We start from the raw sequence: 17593 nt of genomic DNA on the forward strand, positions 1-17593 counted from the left end.
CATCTGCAGAGTTTCAGTTCTGTAGATGTCTTTTTATCATATAAGCAAGGTGGATACGCTACTTCTTATATTTCCGAAGTGAGGAAATACCCCTTCTTAAGGGAAGGTGTAGCCGTTTCTTTGTGAGTCGATATCGGCATAATGGAATATAACGTTTAAGACGTGTATAATTTGGAATATGATTTTATAGTGAAAGGACTAATATCTATGGCGAATACGCACATCTACACCCGCCGTGAGGAAGTAGCTAATGCGATTACTCATGGGATTGGAGCAGTTCTCAGTGTAGCGGCACTTGTATTACTCATTGTGTTTGCTAGTATCAAAGGAACTCCGTGGCATATTGTGAGCTTCACGATTTATGGATCGACAATGCTCATTTTATATTTGAATTCGACATTGGTTCACAGCTTCAAGGAAGGCAAGACAAAGGACTTGTTCGAATTCTTTGACCATTCGTCTATTTATCTTTATATAGCAGGGTCTTATACTCCCTTTATGCTTGTTGCTATACGTGGACCGCTTGGTTGGACTTTATTCGGTATTGTTTGGGGCTTTGCTATTCTAGGCTGCCTCTTCAAAGCTTTTTTTGTTAAGAGATTCTTATTCATGTCTACGATCTTCTATATCGTGATGGGTTGGTTGATTGTGATTGCGTGGGTTCCATTAACGGCTGCTGTACCTTCCGGAGGGATGATACTTCTAGCTCTGGGTGGAATCATGTACACACTTGGAACGGTATTCTATGTCTGGAGAGGGTTTCCATACCACCACGCCATATGGCATCTATTCGTATTAGCCGGAAGTATACTTCATTTCTTCTCTGTATTTCTATATTTACTACCCAATTCATGACCGTCGATTGATAATTTGAAGCAAGGAAAATTAGCTAAGAGAGAGATGACAAGGATATTTGCTTGACATCTCTCTTTATTTTATGTAATATAAGTTGTGTTGAGTGTAAAGTGTTTTTCCTTGACGAAGGGAGTGCCCTTAATGAGTCAGGATGATAGGTTAGAGAAAACAAACCGGATTAATCGGTTGTTCGATTTCTATGAACACCTGCTAACTGAGAAGCAGCAGACATTCCTTAAATATTATTTTCATGATGATTTTTCCCTTGGGGAAATTGCTGCAGAATTTCAAATCAGTCGGCAAGCTGTCTATGAGCACATTAAACGTGCGGAACAAGTTCTTGATATGTACGAAGAGAAATTAAGTCTTCTACAAAAGTATGAACAACGTAACCACGAATTAGAACAATTAAGACATGTACTTACTACTGTAGATGTTTCAACAGAAGATAAGGAAAAGCTGATCTCAATATTAGATCGTTTGCAGGTATATGAATAGTAGCGGGGGGGTGGCAGCGAATGGCATTTGAAGGATTAACAGGCAGGCTGCAGAACGTATTTAGTAAGCTTCGTGGCAAAGGTAAAGTATCTGAGGATGATGTGAACGAAGCGATGCGTGAAGTGCGTCTTGCCCTATTGGAAGCGGACGTTAATTTCAAAGTAGTCAAGGAATTCGTTGCCAAAGTTAAAGAGAAGTCTATTGGGAAAGAAGTAATGGACAGCTTCACTCCAGGTATGATTATTATTGACATTGTCAATAAGGAATTGACTGAGCTTATGGGCGGAAGTCAAGCTAAGCTTGCTAAGGCAAATAAAGGTCCAACCGTGATTATGATGGTCGGTCTTCAAGGTGCAGGTAAGACAACAACCTCTGCTAAATTAGCTAAGCTACTTCAGAAGCAGAATAGCCGTCCGTTACTTGTAGCTGCAGATATTTATCGCCCTGCTGCGATTAAGCAGCTGGAAGTGTTGGGAGAACAGATTAAAGTTCCGGTGTTTTCACTCGGGGATAAGGTTAGTCCGGTTGAAATCGCTAAACAAGGTTTGCAACATGCCAAGGATAACGGACATGATTATCTGATCGTAGATACCGCCGGTCGTCTTCATATTGATGAAGAGCTGATGGAGGAATTGCGTCAGATTCATACGGAAGTTAGCCCAGACGAAGTATTGCTTGTAGTTGATGCTATGACAGGGCAGGATGCAGTCAATGTTGCTGACAACTTCAATACACAGCTTACACTCACTGGTGTAGTGCTCACGAAATTAGATGGTGACACACGAGGTGGGGCCGCGCTTTCAGTCAAAGCGGTAACGGGTTGCCCGATTAAATTTGCTGCGCTTGGTGAGAAGATCGATGCTTTGGAGCCTTTCCATCCAGAACGGATGGCTTCACGAATTCTAGGAATGGGCGATATGCTCTCTCTAATCGAGAAAGCTCAGTCTAATATCGATGTCGAGAAAGCGAAAGAAATGGAACGTAAGATGCGTAATGCAGAGTTTACGTTCGATGATTTCCTCGAACAAATGGATCAAGTGAAGAAGCTTGGACCACTTGATCAGATTATGGATATGATTCCTGGTATGGGTAAGATGAAGCAAGCGAAAGATCTTAAAGTGGACGACAAGCAAATGGGTCGGATTGAAGCGATCGTGTTCTCCATGACGAAGCAAGAAAAGCAACACCCTGAGATGATTGATCACAAACGACGTAAACGAATTGCAACAGGCAGTGGAACAAATATTGCCGAAGTGAACCGTCTCATCAAACAGTTTGATGAAATGCGTCGGATGATGAAGCAATTCTCCGATATGATGGGACCTAAAGGTCCTAAAGGAAAAGCAATGAAACAGTTAAAAGGATTAGCAGGAAAAGGCGGCATGAAGTTTCCTTTCCGTTAAAATACTAATACTAAGATTATTTATTGAAGGAGGTGAATTTTGTGGCAGTACGTATTCGTCTTAAACGCATTGGTGCCCATAAAGCGCCGTTCTACCGTATCGTGGTTTCGGATTCCCGTTCCCCGCGTGATGGTCGTTTTATCGAAGAAATTGGTTACTACAATCCGATTGAATCACCGGCAGTAGTTAAAATTGATGAAGATAAAGCTTTGGCATGGCTTCAAAACGGTGCACAAGCATCCGATACAGTTCGTAACTTGCTTAGTAAAGCAGGCGTAATGAAGAAATTCCATGAACTTAAGTTACAGAAATAATGACTGATGGTGAGGGGTATCTATGGAAGAATTAGTTAGTGTTATTGCTAAGGCTTTGGTGGATCATCCTGAAGATGTGACCGTGAAGACGGTGGAGAAGGATCATCTTGTTGTCTATGAATTGTCCATTCATCCTGATGATGTGGGCAAGGTTATCGGTAAGCAAGGCAGGATCGCAAAAGCATTACGCACGGTTGTCACATCTGCAGCAGTCAAAATGGACAAACGCGTAACCGTGGATATTATATCTTAAAGATTTACGAAAGTGGGTTAGGATGCATGTCCTAACCCTTTTTCGTACATGCTGAAGACATAGTGATGAGCATGAATGTAAGTATTCTGCGCGGAAGAGCGCTTTTTTTTGTAGGAGGAGAAATATGCCTGAGCAATTATTAACGGTTGGTAAATTGGTAAATACACACGGTATTAAGGGTGAAATTAAAGTGTTAGCGATAACGGATTTTCCAGAACAACGTTTCGCTAAAGGGAAACGTTTATTCTTGATTCCTGGCGACGGAACACCGTCATTTTGGATCACTGTAGAATCCGCACGATTCCATAAGAATACCTACATTGTTAAGCTCGAAGGCTTCACGAATATCAACCAAGTGGAGAAATATAAAGGAAGTATGCTCAAAGTATCTCAGGATGATCTTATAGACCTACCAGACAACGAATATTATTATCACGATATTATTGGATGTACGGTGTTTACAGATGATAATGAAGATAAACCGTTGGGCATTATTACTGAAATTATTTCCCCAGGGGCGAATGACGTATGGGTCGTTAAACCTTCATCTGGTTCGGATATTCTAATTCCGGTGATCGATGAAGTGGTATTAGATGTAGATGTTAGTAACAAGAAGGTTAAGGTTTACCTCATGGAAGGATTGTTATAAATATGAAGGTAGATGTGCTTACCTTATTTCCTGAGATGTTCACAGGGGTGTTCGAGAGTAGTATTTTAGGCAAGGCGAATGAGAAGGGAATTGTGTCTTTGAATGCGATCAATTTCAGAGACTTCTCTCTTAGTAAACATCATACTGTCGACGATACGCCTTACGGTGGAGGCGGTGGTATGGTGTTGAAGCCGGAGCCTATTTTTGCTGCTGTAGAACATGTCATGACTTCTAGTGTTAATCCTCCACGTGTAATTCTAATGTGTCCACAGGGAGAAACATTCACACAGAAAAAAGCAGAAGAATTATCTAAAGAGGAACATATCATCTTTATATGTGGACACTATGAAGGGTATGATGAACGAATTCGTGAGCATCTTGTCACAGATGAACTATCAGTCGGGGACTATGTTCTTACTGGTGGCGAAATACCGGCTATGACAGTCATTGATGCTGTCGTAAGGTTATTGCCGGGTGTATTAGGTAATCAGATGTCAGCAGTGACAGATTCATTTAGTACGGGGCTACTCGAGTATCCGCATTATACACGACCTGCTGAATTCCGTGGTTGGAAGGTACCAGATATGTTATTGAGTGGTCATCATGCTAATATTGAAGTATGGCGAAGACAACAAGCATTGAAACGTACGTTTACACGGCGCCCTGATCTACTGGATAAGTTACAGCTTACGGATCAAGACAAGAAATATCTCCGTGAACTTCGTAACAATAAGCAATAGAACACGAGAATGGAAGAGGAGGAACAAGATGGATTACAAAGTCTATTTTGAAAACTTAAGAGAGCAACATTTGAACGAGTTAAAAGAATGGTTATCCATTCCGAGTATCTCTGCCCTATCTGAACACAAGGCAGATGTCATACGTGCAGCGGATTGGCTAGCGGATTCATTATCTAAAGCAGGTCTAGAGAATGTAACCATTCATCAAACCGAAGGCCATCCTATTGTGTGCGCAGATCATTTACATGCACCGGGTAAGCCTACTGTACTCGTATATGGACATTATGATGTACAGCCCGTTGACCCGCTTCATTTGTGGGAGACACCTCCGTTTGAACCGACAATTCGTGAAGATAAGATCTACGCTCGGGGAGCAACGGATGATAAAGGACAAGTATTTCTACATATTAAAGCGGTTGAAGCGCTCCTCAAACAAGAGAAGGAGCTTCCTGTAAATATTAAATTCTGTATCGAAGGTGAAGAGGAAGTAACGAGCCCGAACCTACCTTCATTCTTAGAAGAACACCGTGAGGCATTGTCAGCAGATGTGGTGTTAATCTCAGATACGTCTTTACTTGAAAAAGGTAAACCAGCGATTTGTGTAGGATTGCGTGGACTTTGTTCATTAGATGTTCAGATCACGACAGCCAATACTGATCTTCATTCGGGTACTTTTGGTGGGGGAGTTCCTAACGCACTTCATGCGATTGTTTCTCTACTATCTACACTTCACGATGATAAAGGTCAGGTTAGTGTGGAAGGGTTCTATGCGGATGTACCTGAACTTTCTCCTGAAATGAGAGCGGAGTTCGTGAAGCAAGCGATCGATGAGAACAAATTACAGCATGATTTAGGTCTGGATGCGCTTTACGGAGAGGAAGGGTATTCCTTTGTTGAAAGAACGGGAGCTCGTCCAACACTTGAATTGAACGGGGTGTACGGTGGATTTCAAGGAGAAGGGTCGAAGACTGTGATTCCAAAAGAAGCACATGCGAAGATTACTTGCCGCCTTGTAGGCCATCAGAATCCACAAGATATATTGAATAAAATTGAACGTCATATTCATGCGAATGTTCCTGTTGGCGCTAAAGTGTCCGTTGTTCAACGTGAAAAGGGAAATCCATTTACGATGGATACAACTTCACCGATGCTTCAGAAAGCGGCGGATGCATTTAATCAAGTGTATGGGGTTCGTCCTGTATTCACCAAAGACGGAGGTTCGATTCCGATTGTCGAAACATTTGGACGATTGTTAAACGTTCCAGTCGTATTGATGGGCTTCGGGCTACCTGATGAGAATCTACACGCACCGAATGAACATTTCAATTTGGATAACTTTGATAAAGGACTTCTTACCATTGTGGAATTTTTGAAACAGGTTTAAGAAGAGAATCGTTAATCGAACTAGCATAATAAAAAAAACACCGAAATCCGATGTTATAATAACATCCTGTTCTCGGTGTTTTTTTATGTGGAAATTGGTTATGTAGGGAACTAGGACGGTGAGTTCATCTCATCAGAAGATTCTTTGATGATTGAACCGAAGATTTCATATTTCTCTTGTTGGAGATGAGGTTGCGGTTTCTGATGTTTATCACAATATTCGTTAAGCAAGATATGGAATTGTTCAGCTTCCTCTTTAGTTAAATAGATAGAACGATTAGTTATATTGCCGAAAGGGATATTGATATCCACTAAGCTGATAAATTTCTGTTTGCTTTTGTCATAGATATCAACAAGTAATTTCTGCGTTTCAGATACAATATTCTCGATAGGAGCATCAATTTCACTACGTTTGACAGCGATCATTCCCTGAAAGGCTTGATAATACTTCGCCGTAATGCCGTTGATTTGTTGGGTATGGTCTAAAGTAAGTAGGCCAATACTTATTAACTTTTTGGCGTGATAATATACTTTGGCAGGAACTTCACCCATGATATCTGCAATTTCCTTGACGGTGGCGGGTCTTCCCAACTTCAGGAATTCATTCATGATATCCATTCTGTATGGATCTGAATATATTCTGATATCCGCTAGGGTCTTTAATGTTATTGTATCCATCCATGTGCACCTCAGTCATAAGAACCAGTATTTATGCAAATTCTGCACGTGTTCATTATAATCTGTAGGTGGATAAAGTTCAAAGAATGACAGCTATTATATTTTCATGAAGTTCTTTTGTGTTAATAAAAATCCAGCAGGAATCATAAGGAGTCCACCTAATATAAGGTAGAGCATATGCACGGGTATGAGTTCCGCAGCCATTCCTGCTAATAGACTTCCTACAGGCATAGCACAGGTGCAGACCATACTGAATAACGCGCCAACTCTACCAAGCATTTCTTTTGGTGTAACTTCCATTAAATAAGTTGTGGTTGGCGTGCTTACGAGGGGAACGGCAATACCCATCCCAAAGCTAAAGATAGCAGCTGAATATAGAGGGTAAATAGGGAAGGATACTGGAATAAATAATAATGCGTAATTTATTCCTAGGATAATGAACCCACTAACAATCAGAACACTTTTTCTGAAGTTGGAACCTTTGATACTAAGCCATAGTCCACTTGAAAGCATACCTGAAATAAGAGAGATACCAAGGATAGATAACCCTATAGGACCTGCATGAAGGAGTTCCTTCACATAAACGGTATTAAGCACATTAAAGGGCGTAAGACACAAATTAACAAAGGTTGCCACACACATTATGACAAGTAGCAGTCTATGAGAAGCGATAAATTTCAATCCTACTTTAAATTCTTGAAAATAAGTTGTTGGTTGAGTACTTGCTACGCTTGTCTGAGTAGTTGGTTCAATGGGAACCGTGATACAAGCAATAAGTAAAGCTGAGATTACAAAAGTTAATCCATCTATCACAATAGCTCCTGACACACCAATGAGTCCGATGAGGGCTCCAGCAGCTGCGAGTCCAGCTAATTCGGCGATTCGCCCAGCAGAGGATGAGACGGAATTGCCACTGAGTAGAAGTTCCTTGGGAAGTATACGAGGGACAAGTGACATTTCTGCGGGCGTAGCAAAACATTCAAACGTCGAGTTGATAAACGTGAACAAGAATAAATGCCAAGGTTGCAAGAGTCCTTGCCAATATAACAATCCTGTAATGATAACCATAATGCCGCGGCTTAAGTCAGCGATCATGACAATAATACGTGGGTTCCAACGATCTACGAGGACACCTGTAAAGAGGCTGAATAATATTCCCGGAACAAAATTAATGGCAAACAAAGTGCCCATGAGAACTTTCGATCCCGTGAGCAAGTAGACCATCCAACTATATGCAATCGAATCAATGGAATCTCCAAAGCGCGAGATAATCTTGGCAGCAAGAAATAACATAAAAGTTTTGTTAACTTTTAATTCTCTTAGTCCAGGTTTCTTGGTTAGTGCGGCATCTGTCATAGGAAACACTCCTATAAATTTTTATTAACATTAAAATAATTTTAACGTTATGTTTATTTTAATAGGTATCCATGATTTGTCAATATATGTTTATGTGCGATTGTAAAATTTAAATGATTATACATGTTAAATTTTACTATATGGATAGAATTCAAAACTTCTTGCAAGCTAAGCGAAATTTATGTTATAATTACTCCTGTTGTGTATGAATACGGTGGTCCTCTGTCGATAATGAAAGAGAATATCATTTCTTTGGAAGAGGCAAGAACACCTGTATGGAAGGAGGGAATTCTAATATGAATATCCTACAAGCGATTACTCAAGATCAACTTCGCACAGATTTGCCAAACTTTCGCCCTGGAGATACTTTGAAAGTACATGTAAAAGTTATCGAGGGAACACGTGAGCGTGTCCAATTGTTCGAAGGTGTTGTTATTCAGCGTCGTGGTGGCGGAATCGGTGAAACTTTTACAGTACGTAAAATTTCTTACGGTGTTGGTGTGGAAAGAACTTTCCCGCTTAACTCGCCTAAACTCGAGAAAATTGAAGTGACTCGTCGTGGTAAAGTACGTCGTGCTAAACTCTTCTATCTTCGCGATCTACGCGGTAAAGCAGCAAGAATTAAAGAAATTCGCCGTTAAAAAGCGGACAACGTTAAGGGGCTTGATTTCAAGTCCCTTTCGTTTTAGGATAAATAGGGCATATGGATGAATTGTGCTTACATTTATTAGGTGATTAAGCTCCGTTAAGGAGCTTTTCTTTTCTAAAATAGTAAAAAACAGGGTTCCTATTCGTTATCTATTTGCATTTCATTAGGTTCAGAGAGGGTGATGAATGATGCAGCAGGACTTAGGAGTTCAGACAGATACAGCTGAATTTAAAGAGCATGATGATAAACCAGCGAAAAAAGGAAATAATGAAATTGTGGAGTGGATTAAGGCCATTGTTATCGCGGTGATCCTAGTGGTACTTATTCGTTGGCTTCTTTTTAAACCATTTATTGTAGATGGACCTTCCATGAAGCCTAACTTTCATACAGGAGAACGTTTAATTGTGAACGAAATTTTGTATGATATTCGTAAGCCAAAGAAGGGGGAAGTCATTGTCTTTCATGTTCCTTCCGAAGGCAGGGATTTTATTAAGCGAGTTATTGGTGTGGCTGGAGACACCGTTAAGGTGGAAGGGGATACCGTTTATGTTAATGGGGAACCTATTAAAGAGCCATACATACAAGATGAAATTGACAGCAGACACAAAGAAAATATGACTTATAACAATAAAGATTTCCCTAACGAGCGTTTTCCAGACGGTACAGTGCCGGAAGGACATATATTTGTGATGGGGGATAACCGTTCAGATAGTACGGATAGCCGGATGATTGGCTATGTTCCACTTGGTGATATTGTAGGCCGTGCAGATGTGATTTTCTGGCCAGTGAAAGATATGGAATGGATCAACCATTAAACCCCATGATTGTTATGGATTAGTTGTGGTAAAGAAGATGAGGTGATGACGGTGACGATTCAGTGGTTCCCTGGTCATATGACCAGAGCTCGCCGCCAAATTCAAGAACAATTAAAGTTGATTGACGCAGTTATTGAGTTGGTTGACGCTCGATTGCCACTTTCAAGTCGGAATCCGATGATTGATGAGATTCTCGGGGGCAAACCTCGGCTTATCATTTTGAATAAAGCGGATTTAGCGGATGCGGAAGTGACAAGAGAATGGTTAGCGTATTTCAAAAGAGAAGGACATATAGCTTTACCTGTTGATGCATCAACAGGTACGGGTATGAAAGAAATCCCAACGCAGCTTAAAATGCTGATGAAAGCTAAGATTGACAAGCAAGTTTCTAAAGGTATGAATCCAAGAGCTATTCGGGCATTGATTGTGGGTATTCCAAACGTAGGTAAATCCACATTGATCAATAAGCTTGCTGGACGTGCTGTTGCCCTAACAGGTGACCGTCCTGGTGTGACCAAAGGTCAACAATGGATTAAAGTAAGCAAAGAAATGGAATTGCTGGATACACCAGGGATTCTATGGCCTAAGTTCGAAGATATGAATGTAGGTTATCGGCTAGCGGTAACTGGAGCGATTAAGGCAGAAACTCTCAATGCAGAGGATGTAGCCTTTTTCGGAATCAAATATCTTGCGAAATACTATTGGGCTCCTTTCAAAGAACGTTTTGATCTTCAATGCGAACAACCAACAGATTTCGAGAATCCTGATGAAATTGTCGCGATTATGGAAGAGGTTGGCCGTAGACGCGGTTGTATCATTAGTGGCGGAAGAGTTGACTTGGAGAAAGCTTGTGGGACGTTACTGCGGGAGCTCCGGGCTGGTAAATTAGGCCGTTTCTCAATGGAAGCACCTTATTAATAAAGGTTTGAAGCCACCGATCCTACGGTGGCTTTTTTTATTTTTGAAATATAAGAATGAAGATATGGTAAGCTTAAGTGAAATAAATGTACAGATTGTGCAAGATGTGTACGGAAGGATCGTGTGAATATCATGGGTAAAATAAAAGAAGATGAAGTTATTGATTTGCTTAAACATGAAGCATATTACTGGGAGCAATCCTATCAACATATTGCAGGTATAGATGAAGTTGGACGGGGCTGTCTATTTGGTGATGTGATTGCCGCGGCAGTTATCCTTCCACAAGGACTCCATATTGAAGGCGTTAACGATTCGAAGAAGTTAAGCGCGAAGAAACGTGATGCTCTATATGATGTCATCATGGAGAATGCTATAGCAGTGAGTGTTGGGTATGCGGATTCGGCTACAATCGATCGTATTAATATTAAACAAGCATCAAGACTTGCAATGAAAAGAGCGCTAGAGGATCTATCGATTGAGCCTAATTTTCTACTTGTAGATGCAGAAAAGGTAGATTCCGATATACCTCAACTATCGATCATTAAAGGAGATGCTAACAGCCAATCGATTGCTGCAGCTTCTATTATTGCCAAGGTTACACGCGATAGATTATGCGAAGGCGCATGGGAAGCGATGTATCCTGAATATGGGATATCCATACACAAAGGTTATGCAACGAAGTTACATAGAGCACAAATTGCGGACATGGGTGCAACGCCAATGCATCGTCGTAGCTTCCTCAAAAATATTGAAGCGGAGCAACAAACATTGTTCTGAAAAAAAGAAGTGCTTAAGACAATAGACCTTAGCACCGATATAGAGAGAAAGAGCGATTTGAAAACGGAGGAACAACTGTGAACATCGGATCATTAATCCGTGGTTTGCTGGGCGACAGCAAACCTGGGGATATTAAGCAATTAGATGTAAAGACGGGACAGGTGGTTCGTGGCGTAGTCCTTAGCGTCTCTGATGATGGACAAGAAGCGGAAATCCAAATTCAGGGCGTAAAAGTGCATGCTAAATTAGAGACACCACTACAACAGGGACAAGCTACCATGTTGCAAGTGCAATCTCCAGATGAGGGTGGCATGATGGTATTAAAGCCTTTAAGTGAATCTTCATCTACGTCGTTAACTGCTAAATCTATGGGTGATGTCTTAACTGCGGTCGGGTTGACGGATACAAAAGCGAATCGTGAAATGATTCAAACGCTTCAGGCTAGCGGTGTACCTCTTACGAAGGAGAATGCCACTTTATTTAAAGCTATTCTGATGGAGAAGCCAGCTGGTGTCCCATCAGAGCAATGGCTTCAGTCTGCTGCTATCGCTTTTCAACGCGGGTTACCCATGACGGGTGAGAGTGTGAGAGGTCTGCAACAAGCAGTCTTCGGACCTCCACTACATCAACTGTTGTCCGGACTCAGTGAACAGCTTACCTTGTTAGCTAATCATGCAGGAGAAGCTTTACAATCCAAAGGCATGACAGAATCGCAAGTGACGGTAGGAACAACGCAGGTGTCAGGAACGACTGGAACGCAAGATACGGCGGGGAAAACAGGGAGTATAGTAGGAGCGCAAGTAGCACAAGGATCGCAGGGGGCGCAAGCATCGACAGGGACATCAAGTGAAGCCCCTGGGAAGGGTGTTGCAACGCAAGGAACTGCATCAGGAACTGCGGCTTCAAGTGGCGCCGCAGCTACACCCCTGCAGCCGCTTCTAGCGAAGCTGCAGGACATACTGCAGCAGCTGCGCGGCACGCAGCTGCCTGCAAACTCGCCGTCGCAGGGCTCGACGGTGGCAGTTCTACCCGCCACGGCTTCGCCAAGTGGCGGTGGAAATATCACTGGCGTAGCTGCGCCAGTGGCTGATTCTTTATCCGGCGTTGTAACACCGCCGGCAAGTGCCACTGCTGCTGCACCCGGAGGGACAGCAGCAGTCGTGCCGCCGGCGGCTACGCAAACGGCGGCATCTATGGCCGAAGCACCCGTAGGTGCTTCGCGACAGCCTGCGCCAACCCAGGGCGAAGCACCTTGGGTAGGGCGCATGTTGAAGCTGCTCGGTGCGGAGCACGAGCAGCAGGCTTTGCGCGGCGGTGTGACGCCGCAAGCGCAACAAGTGCCGCAGGGCGCAACCGCGGCAGGGAACATGCCGTTAGGCAACACGGCCGCTGCTGTGCCGCTGCTGCAACCACAACCGACGCCAACCGCAGGTAACGGTGCTCCGACAGTTCCACATGCGGGTGTCACAGCACCATCAACAAGCGCTACGACACCAACCGTTAACTTGCCTGTGGCTACACAGGAGCAAGTAACACAGCCTACTTCAGATGCGCCTCTAGCGCATATTGCTAAAGGTACGCCGGAAGCGATGCTTCGTGGAGTCAACGCCATATCTACACTGCCTGGGAATATCATTAGTCAGGAAGTAATAGGTCTGAATCAGGACTCTTTAAAAGGTCTTCTTCTAGAAATGTTAGATAGAACGGATCTTCCACCTACACTGAAGGAAGCAGCACAACAGCTTGTTCAGCATATGACTGGACAACAGCTATTGCTGAATACTGATCGTACGGCTCCATTCGCCCAAGTCACGATGTTTATTCCACTGAATGGTCAAGATGGTCAGGAGACAGCGTCTGTTCATATTCAAGCTCGTAGGGGGAAAAAAGGAGAACTCGATGCATCTAACTGTCGTCTATGGTTTGATTTGGATATGAAGCATTTAGGATCAACATTAGTTGATGTACGAGTAGTCGATAAAATCGTCAGTCTGAAAATTCATAATGATCATGAATGGATGACGTCACTCATAGAAGATCGTCGGGACGAAATATCCCAAGCCATTCATTCCATTGGTTATCAGCTGTTAAGCCTTAAATCAGAACCACTTCCGATACCCACTGTCGCTAAAGTAGATGGCAAACAGGGTAGCGTGACTTCAGAATATACGCCTCCTACATATAAGGGAGTGGATATGCGGATATGAATGAAAAGACTCAAGAGGAATTAGCTCTTTCTATGAAAAAGGCAGTCGCGTTAAAATATACTCCGGGTGAGTCTGAGGCACCTATCGTAGTAGCTAAAGGAAGCGGTAGACTAGCAGAGACTATTCTTGCGAAAGCGAAAGAGAATGGCGTTCCTGTCCAGGAAGACGCAGCTTTAGTGGAGGTTCTATCTCAGTTGGATCTAGATCAACAGATTCCAGCTGAACTATATCAACTTGTGGCTGAGGTGCTTTCATATATCTATCGTACAGATGGCTTAGCTAAAGAAGGAAGGCATAGCTAATGGAAGAAAGGCCTAAGAGAGACACACGTAAGCAAAAAGGGGCTGCCGCTGAAGAACAGGCTGCCATTTACTTAGCAAATCAAGGATATGAAATTATAGATCGTAATTGGCGTTGCCGCAGTGGGGAGTTAGACATTGTAGCTAGCAAAGAGGATTATTTAGTTTTTGTTGAGGTGCGAAGCCGTAGTGGAAGTTCAAGGTATGGCACACCAGCAGAGTCCGTAAATGCCCATAAAATGAATCAGGTTCGCAAAACAGCGGAAGTCTATTTATTATATAAACAAATAGATATCGAAACAACAATAATACGATTTGATGTCATCGCCGTACTTCTGCATGTTGACATGACAGTATCTAGTTTGGATCATATCGTTGAGGCGTTTTAACCTAGATAATACACGTGAAGTTGAGGTAATCTTTTTCTCACCTCACAAGTATAATAAGTCGAATATCAAGAACTCTTCTTTATGAAACTAATGAACAAGAGCTCATCATATTCGGCTCATTTCGTTGCATAAGAAAGAGCGATCCTTCGTAAGGAAGAGTCGCTCCACAATAATCATCATATTTGACAATTTCTTTGATTTCAAATCAGAGATAGATTGAATTCATTTATATGTTTTTACGGAGGGTGTGTAAATTATTAGAACACTTCCTCCCCCTGACTTTGTTGCCGATCCAAATTCCGATATTGAATGGCTTCTGCGACATGCGAAGATCCGATGGTATCTTTGGCATCTAGATCTGCGATCGTCCTCGCTAATTTTAGAATTCTGTCATAAGCTCGCATGCTGAGTCCAAGAGCCTCCAACGTTTCTTGTAGCATCGTTGCTGTATCAGACGAGAGCGCTGCAAAGTCACGAAGATGTCTTCCCCCTAATTCACTATTGTAGGAGAAAGGTAAGTGGCGGTAACGTCGTAGTTGGATACGATGTGCTAACATTACACGTTCTCTCATTTCTTCCGAAGATAAACTAAATGTCTCTTTAGTCCACTCTTTGGGACGAGGAACATCCACTCGAAGGTCAATTCTATCCAATAAAGGACCGGATATTTTGGCTCGATAGTGTGCAATACGTGTACTACTACAAGTACAACGGTGCTCAGGATGATCGCTTCCGAGATAGCCACACCGACATGGATTCATAGAAGCGCATAACATGAAGTGTGCTGGAAATGTATGAACTGCGCGAGCACGACTAATCGTTACAGCACGGTCTTCTAAAGGTTGGCGTAATACTTCTAATACATTACGAGAGAACTCAGGCAGTTCATCTAGAAATAATATTCCACGGTGGGCAAGACTGACTTCACCTGGTTCAGGAATAGTTCCCCCTCCGATGAGTTCTCCTGAGGAAATGGTATGGTGAGGCGAGCGGAAGGGACGCTGTTTCAGCAAGCCTGTGGATGGTTCTTTTAGTTTGCCAGCCGCACTGAAAATTTTGATCGTCTCTAGAGATTCTTGTTCGGTTAAAGCAGGCAGAATGGTAGGTAGACGTTTGATGAGCATCGTTTTACCAGTACCAGGAGGACCAATAAGTACAATATTATGCATTCCAGCTGCAGCGATAGTCAGTGCTCGCTTTACGTGCTGTTGCCCTAATACATCGCTATAATCTTCATAACTGGCAGAGTGAATACCGGAAGCTGATAATATAGGCGTAGAGGACGGAGATTTGTAGAGAAAGTCCAATGAATGAAGAATAACAGGAGGATCGGATTCCTTTCTCCCAGTCCTAGGTAGTAGAATGCCATCGGGGTACAACAATTCTCTGAGGTGTCCTAGACTATAGACATTTATTTCTTTGATTAAATCTGCCTCGGTACCATTCTCTTCGGGTAATAGAACCGCATTAAACCCTTCTTGTTTCGCACGATCTACCATAGATAGAACACCTGACACCGGTCTCAAAGTCCCATCTAATGCAAGCTCACCGATCATTAGTAATCGGATATCAGAAGGAAGAATAATCTGCCCGCTGGTAATCAGAATACCCAGTGCTATGGCTAAATCAAATGCTGAACCTTTCTTTCGGAGGTCGGCTGGCGCTAAGTTGATCGTAACTCTTTGATTGGGAAATCGAAATCCACAGTTCTTGATGGCTGCTCGAACTCTTTCAACAGCTTCACGGATGGCAGAGTCAGGAAGACCAATAATAGATATAATGGGTTACAAAATCATTAATAACTTAACTATATTCAGGTAAGAGCATCTCGAGTTAGGACTCACCGATTTGCAAGGTACACGACAAACACACCTGCCTAAGGAAGGATTGTTTATTCTACAATTATTATTCATGTAAATAGGCTATTGAAAATTTTCCGTAGGTAAGAACTGCTACATCGCATCTAGCATAGGTAAAGGGGGTTTTTCCTTGGTGAGTGTAAAGTAATGGAAACCCATACAAGGTACGTCAAATTTGACGCGCCTTGTTCCTCTGTATATCACATAAGCATAGAAGGCTTAAAATCAATTTTAAGACATCCTATTTTATTAGTGAGAATTATATGGAATAGAATAATAAATCAATCCAGCATATCGCCAAGCGTCTAAATTGTCGTGTTAGAGGAACTGTTAATAAACTGATAAATATTATTGATTAGAATTGAACTGTGTGGATCAGCTTTCTATGAATGATTTGGTTGAACCTTAGAGATGCATGAGAAATTAGCATAGAATATATCGCTTTTTGAGGCTTATCACGATGAAAATAAATTATTGAATTTGGAAAAAATGAAGTTAATAAAGAAACAGATGAGGCTAATTATGAAAGTGTTTTATATTACTCTTAGCGATGCCAAGCTTTTAAGACAGTACAAGATTTTATTGAAAAATGTATTACGACATGATCAAAGAGCGATTCCTTGGAGATTGAATTTATTAGTTTGAATTGATAACTTTATCTTTAAAGTAAAAATCAATATTAAAATTAATATGGTGTTGTTGAGTGCATTATGAGAAAAACCTTATAAATTGCTTATTTGATTAAGGATGTCCTTCGCTTGTAATTTCAAATATCATCATTTTCCGACATAGATCTATAGACCTATACAATGTTAGATGGTAGAATCTGTATGAAACAATAAAACATGTATGGGAGAGATTTATCTTGGAAAAAGAATTGATACTTAGGGTCAAGCTAAAGTTAGAGAATATATTGGAGTATAATCTTGCATTTACTAAACGAAGAAGAGTATATATGACTACATTGCTTTTTGTGGGTTTATTCATATTGTTATACTTTAAAGAAATAGAGAGTAGCGTCATACCCAAGTTTATTATTTGTTTATTAATGAGCACGTTGCTCTGGCTTATATTTAAATTCAGTTTAAGAAATCAATCTAAAAAAACATTTTTAAGTAATGAACTAATGCAGCAGGAATATACATATACAATTAGTAATAACGGAATTCACACAACTTCTGAAGGAAGCACAGGCGAAGTGAAATGGGAGTATGTAAAAAAAGTATTTGAGACTAGGAATCTTATTATTGTTTTTATCTCTAGCAATACAGCTTTAATTTTCCCAAAAAACTTGATTGGTTCCGAAAGAGAGAAGTTTACATTAAAATATTTAATTAGTCTTAATGTAGATTCAAAGAAAGTGAAATTTAAATCTTTATGAAACCAGTCATTCATTAGAACAAATCAAAAGACCACCTAAGTATTCTGAAGTGACCCCTTAAAGTTAGACAGGTTATATAATTAGGCGACTTTTTGGGCCTGAGTTCGGTACTGTACCGGACTTAGGCCTTTTAGTTTTGCTTTAATTCGCTTGTTGTTGTAATAATCGAT

The 17593-nt window shown here is 41.5% G+C and carries 19 protein-coding genes and 1 pseudogene; 16 read left to right on the forward strand and 4 right to left on the reverse strand.

The genetic code is table 11. The features are described from left to right. Positions 1-207 precede the first annotated feature (207 nt). From trhA to PGLA_RS09115, 8 genes are all read left to right on the forward strand, one after another. Positions 208-855: a PAQR family membrane homeostasis protein TrhA gene (gene trhA / locus PGLA_RS09080; protein ID WP_068531799.1), complete on the forward strand. Its 648-nt coding sequence runs from the start codon at positions 208-210 to the stop codon at positions 853-855. 141 nt (positions 856-996) lie between these two features. Continuing rightward, positions 997-1353 (forward strand): putative DNA-binding protein, encoded by a 357-nt coding sequence (locus tag PGLA_RS09085; RefSeq protein ID WP_068531801.1) that lies wholly within the window; start codon positions 997-999, stop codon positions 1351-1353. A gap of 20 nt (positions 1354-1373) precedes the next feature. Continuing rightward, a complete protein-coding gene (ffh, locus tag PGLA_RS09090) occupies positions 1374-2756 on the forward strand; it encodes a signal recognition particle protein (protein WP_068531802.1) in 1383 nt (460 codons plus the stop codon). 41 nt (positions 2757-2797) lie between these two features. Further along, on the forward strand, positions 2798-3070 hold the full coding sequence (rpsP, locus tag PGLA_RS09095; protein ID WP_068531804.1) for a 30S ribosomal protein S16: 273 nt from the start codon (positions 2798-2800) through the stop codon (positions 3068-3070). 22 nt (positions 3071-3092) lie between these two features. After that, entirely contained in the window at positions 3093-3323 is a 231-nt protein-coding gene (locus PGLA_RS09100; protein ID WP_068531806.1) for a KH domain-containing protein, read from the forward strand. A gap of 124 nt (positions 3324-3447) precedes the next feature. Beyond that, positions 3448-3972, forward strand: a complete 525-nt coding sequence (gene rimM / locus PGLA_RS09105; RefSeq protein ID WP_068531808.1) for a ribosome maturation factor RimM — start codon at positions 3448-3450, stop codon at positions 3970-3972. A gap of 2 nt (positions 3973-3974) precedes the next feature. Beyond that, positions 3975-4712 carry a tRNA (guanosine(37)-N1)-methyltransferase TrmD gene (gene trmD, locus PGLA_RS09110; RefSeq protein WP_068531812.1) on the forward strand — a complete coding sequence of 246 codons (738 nt, stop codon included), beginning with the start codon at positions 3975-3977 and terminating at the stop codon, positions 4710-4712. A gap of 28 nt (positions 4713-4740) precedes the next feature. Beyond that, on the forward strand, positions 4741-6096 hold the full coding sequence (locus PGLA_RS09115) for a dipeptidase (RefSeq protein WP_068531813.1): 1356 nt from the start codon (positions 4741-4743) through the stop codon (positions 6094-6096). A gap of 110 nt (positions 6097-6206) precedes the next feature. Here PGLA_RS09115 and PGLA_RS09120 read toward each other — a convergent pair whose 3' ends face one another. Then, entirely contained in the window at positions 6207-6773 is a 567-nt protein-coding gene (locus PGLA_RS09120) for a winged helix-turn-helix domain-containing protein (protein WP_068531816.1), read from the reverse strand. 96 nt (positions 6774-6869) lie between these two features. Then, on the reverse strand, positions 6870-8129 hold the full coding sequence (locus tag PGLA_RS09125) for an MFS transporter (RefSeq protein WP_068531818.1): 1260 nt from the start codon (positions 8127-8129) through the stop codon (positions 6870-6872). 296 nt (positions 8130-8425) lie between these two features. On the opposite strand from PGLA_RS09125, the gene rplS reads away from it, so the two are divergent. From rplS to PGLA_RS09160, 7 genes are all read left to right on the forward strand, one after another. Next, complete coding sequence (gene rplS, locus PGLA_RS09130) at positions 8426-8770, forward strand: 50S ribosomal protein L19 (protein WP_068531820.1); 345 nt, start codon at positions 8426-8428, stop codon at positions 8768-8770. Between the two features lie 196 nt (positions 8771-8966). Further along, on the forward strand, positions 8967-9593 hold the full coding sequence (gene lepB / locus PGLA_RS09135) for a signal peptidase I (protein ID WP_068531843.1): 627 nt from the start codon (positions 8967-8969) through the stop codon (positions 9591-9593). Positions 9594-9644: 51 nt separating this feature from the next. Continuing rightward, positions 9645-10511 carry a ribosome biogenesis GTPase YlqF gene (gene ylqF / locus PGLA_RS09140; RefSeq protein WP_068531844.1) on the forward strand — a complete coding sequence of 289 codons (867 nt, stop codon included), beginning with the start codon at positions 9645-9647 and terminating at the stop codon, positions 10509-10511. A gap of 132 nt (positions 10512-10643) precedes the next feature. Then, positions 10644-11288 carry a ribonuclease HII gene (locus PGLA_RS09145; protein WP_084410891.1) on the forward strand — a complete coding sequence of 215 codons (645 nt, stop codon included), beginning with the start codon at positions 10644-10646 and terminating at the stop codon, positions 11286-11288. A gap of 77 nt (positions 11289-11365) precedes the next feature. Next, positions 11366-13495 (forward strand): hypothetical protein, encoded by a 2130-nt coding sequence (locus PGLA_RS09150; protein ID WP_068531822.1) that lies wholly within the window; start codon positions 11366-11368, stop codon positions 13493-13495. Then, positions 13492-13797 (forward strand): EscU/YscU/HrcU family type III secretion system export apparatus switch protein, encoded by a 306-nt coding sequence (locus tag PGLA_RS09155; protein ID WP_068531823.1) that lies wholly within the window; start codon positions 13492-13494, stop codon positions 13795-13797. The genes PGLA_RS09150 and PGLA_RS09155 overlap by 4 nt, the downstream gene beginning before the upstream one ends. Continuing rightward, the gene (locus PGLA_RS09160) at positions 13797-14183 is read left to right on the forward strand and encodes a YraN family protein (RefSeq protein WP_068531825.1); all 387 of its coding nucleotides are present in this window, start codon (positions 13797-13799) and stop codon (positions 14181-14183) included. Before PGLA_RS09155 ends, PGLA_RS09160 begins: the two co-directional genes overlap by 1 nt. A gap of 257 nt (positions 14184-14440) precedes the next feature. Here the strand turns inward: PGLA_RS09160 and PGLA_RS09165 are convergent. Next, a pseudogene (locus PGLA_RS09165) lies at positions 14441-15967 on the reverse strand (YifB family Mg chelatase-like AAA ATPase); the annotation flags it as partial. A 940-nt stretch (positions 15968-16907) separates the two neighbouring features. Between PGLA_RS09165 and PGLA_RS09170 the strand changes: the two are divergent. Further along, entirely contained in the window at positions 16908-17423 is a 516-nt protein-coding gene (locus PGLA_RS09170; protein WP_068531831.1) for a YcxB family protein, read from the forward strand. A gap of 80 nt (positions 17424-17503) precedes the next feature. Here the strand turns inward: PGLA_RS09170 and PGLA_RS26695 are convergent. After that, a partial coding sequence (locus PGLA_RS26695; RefSeq protein WP_145939523.1) for an IS3 family transposase occupies positions 17504-17593 on the reverse strand: 90 nt, incomplete at its 5' end.

The sequence above is a fragment of the Paenibacillus glacialis genome (assembly GCF_001637205.1).
Classification (GTDB): domain Bacteria; phylum Bacillota; class Bacilli; order Paenibacillales; family Paenibacillaceae; genus Paenibacillus_AQ; species Paenibacillus_AQ glacialis.